Source organism: Shewanella sp. DW31, assembly GCF_015767295.1.
GTDB lineage: Bacteria > Pseudomonadota > Gammaproteobacteria > Enterobacterales > Shewanellaceae > Shewanella > Shewanella oncorhynchi.
Genome location: NZ_JADWMP020000044.1, coordinates 1 through 3,213, shown reverse-complemented (window position 1 = coordinate 3,213; position 3,213 = coordinate 1). Strand labels below are relative to the sequence as shown.

Sequence of the window (3,213 nt, the reverse complement as noted above, 5' to 3'; positions counted from 1 at the left end):
ATCAAGTGTCGATATTCTGTCTAAGTTCGCTTAGCAAAACCCATCTGGGTTGTATGGTTAAGCCTCTCGAGTCATTAGTACATGTTAGCTCAACGCCTCACAACGCTTACACACCATGCCTATCAACGTCCTAGTCTCGAACGGCTCTTTAGAGGAATTAAATTCCTAGGGATGACTCATCTTAGGGCTCGCTTCCCGCTTAGATGCTTTCAGCGGTTATCGATTCCGAACGTAGCTACCGGGCAATGCCATTGGCATGACAACCCGAACACCAGCGGTTCGTCCACTCCGGTCCTCTCGTACTAGGAGCAGCTCCCTTCAATCATCCAACGCCCACGGCAGATAGGGACCGAACTGTCTCACGACGTTCTGAACCCAGCTCGCGTACCACTTTAAATGGCGAACAGCCATACCCTTGGGACCGACTTCAGCCCCAGGATGTGATGAGCCGACATCGAGGTGCCAAACACCGCCGTCGATATGAACTCTTGGGCGGTATCAGCCTGTTATCCCCGGAGTACCTTTTATCCGTTGAGCGATGGCCCTTCCATTCAGAACCACCGGATCACTATGACCTACTTTCGTACCTGCTCGACGTGTATGTCTCGCAGTTAAGCTGGCTTATGCCATTGCACTAACCGTACGATGTCCGACCGTACTTAGCCAACCTTCGTGCTCCTCCGTTACTCTTTGGGAGGAGACCGCCCCAGTCAAACTACCCACCAGGCACTGTCCCTAATCCCGATAAGGGACCTAGGTTAGAACATCAAAACTACAAGGGTGGTATTTCAAGGACGACTCCATCATGACTAGCGTCACAACTTCAAAGTCTCCCACCTATCCTACACATGTAGGTTCAATGTTCAGTGCCAAGCTATAGTAAAGGTTCACGGGGTCTTTCCGTCTAGCCGCGGGTATACGGCATCTTCACCGCAATTTCAACTTCACTGAGTCTCGGCTGGAGACAGCGTGGCCATCATTACGCCATTCGTGCAGGTCGGAACTTACCCGACAAGGAATTTCGCTACCTTAGGACCGTTATAGTTACGGCCGCCGTTTACCGGGGCTTCGATCATGAGCTTCTCTTGCGATAACCCAATCAATTAACCTTCCGGCACCGGGCAGGCGTCACACCGTATACTTCCTCTTGCGAGTTTGCACAGTGCTGTGTTTTTGATAAACAGTTGCAGCCACCTGGTATCTGCGACTCCCGTCAGCTTAGAGAGCAAGTCTCATCACCAACAGGAGCGTACCTTCTCCCGAAGTTACGGTACCATTTTGCCTAGTTCCTTCAGCCGAGTTCTCTCAAGCGCCTTGGTATTCTCTACCCGACCACCTGTGTCGGTTTGGGGTACGATTCCCACTAACCTGAAGCTTAGAAGATTTTCCTGGAAGCATGGCATCAACTACTTCAGTCCCTTAGGACCTCGTCATCAGCTCTCAGTGTGTACATTGAAGTACGTGTCCCCGGATTTGCCTAAGAACACCACCTACCACCTTAAACGCGGACTACCAACGCCGCGCTAGCCTAGCCTTCTCCGTCTCTCCATCGCAGTTAGCGGAAGTACAGAAATATTAATCTGTTTCCCATCGATTACGCCTTTCGGCCTCACCTTAGGGGTCGACTCACCCTGCCCCGATTAACGTTGGACAGGAACCCTTGGTCTTTCGGCGAGGGGGTTTTTCACCCCCTTTATCGTTACTCATGTCAGCATTCGCACTTCTGATACCTCCAGCGTGGGTTACCCCTTCACCTTCAACGGCTTACAGAACGCTCCTCTACCGCGCACAGTAAACTGTGCACCCGTAGCTTCGGTGACTAGCTTAGCCCCGTTACATCTTCCGCGCAGGCCGACTCGACTAGTGAGCTATTACGCTTTCTTTAAATGATGGCTGCTTCTAAGCCAACATCCTAGCTGTCTAAGCCTTCCCACATCGTTTCCCACTTAGCTAGTACTTTGGGACCTTAGCTGACGGTCTGGGTTGTTTCCCTTTTGACGACGGACGTTAGCACCCGCCGTCTGTCTCCCGAGTAGTACTCATTGGTATTCGGAGTTTGCAAAGGGTTGGTAAGTCGGGATGACCCCCTAGCCTTAACAGTGCTCTACCCCCAATGGTATTCGCTCGAGGCGCTACCTAAATAGCTTTCGAGGAGAACCAGATATCTCCCGGTTTGATTGGCCTTTCACCCCCAGCCACAAGTCATCCGCTAATTTTTCAACATTAGTCGGTTCGGTCCTCCAGTTGATGTTACTCAACCTTCAACCTGCCCATGGCTAGATCACCGGGTTTCGGGTCTACACCTTGCAACTAAACGCGCAGTTAACACTCGGTTTCCCTACGGCTCCGCTATTCGCTTAACCTCGCTACAAAATGTAAGTCGCTGACCCATTATACAAAAGGTACGCAGTCACGGTCTCAAGAACCGCTCCCACTGCTTGTACGTATACGGTTTCAGGTTCTATTTCACTCCCCTCACAGGGGTTCTTTTCGCCTTTCCCTCACGGTACTGGTTCACTATCGGTCAGTCAGGAGTATTTAGCCTTGGAGGATGGTCCCCCCATATTCAAACAGGATGTCACGTGTCCCGCCTTACTCGTTTTCATCAATGGTTAGTTTTCATGTACGGGGCTATCACCCTGTGCCGCTGCGCTTTCCAACGCATTCCACTAACACCCCACTGACTTAAGGGCTAATCCCCGTTCGCTCGCCGCTACTAGGGGAATCTCGGTTGATTTCTTTTCCTAAGGGTACTTAGATGTTTCAGTTCCCCTCGTTCGCCTCGCAACACTATGTATTCATGTTGCGATAACAGCTTATGCTGCTGGGTTCCCCCATTCGGACATCGTTAGCTCAAATGCTTGTTACTAGCTCGCCAACGCTTTTCGCAAGTTACTACGTCCTTCATCGCCTCTGACTGCCAAGGCATCCACCGTATACGCTTAGTCGCTTAACCATACAACCCAAATGAGTTTCACTCATCTGCGTCGCATTGCGACCAGCTTGGTTTTACTTGTCTCACTTCTGACCAAAGAAGTGGACGCGCCTTAGACGTAAACTATTCAATAAAGAATAATTTACTGTTGAATATTCAAGACACTTAATAAAGTGTTTGAGAACTCATGTTCAATGCTTTCGCATTAAACGTTTTGTAATTAATCACATGACAGACTCATGCAATTAAATACTATCAGCTTTCCAAATTGTTAAAGA

The 3,213-nt window shown here is 49.9% G+C and carries 1 rRNA gene; it reads right to left on the bottom strand.

The features are described 5' to 3' along the window. Window positions 1-53 precede the first annotated feature (53 nt). Window positions 54-2,956, bottom strand: a 23S ribosomal RNA gene (locus tag GWI56_RS21510). Between the last annotated feature and the right edge of the window lie 257 nt (window positions 2,957-3,213).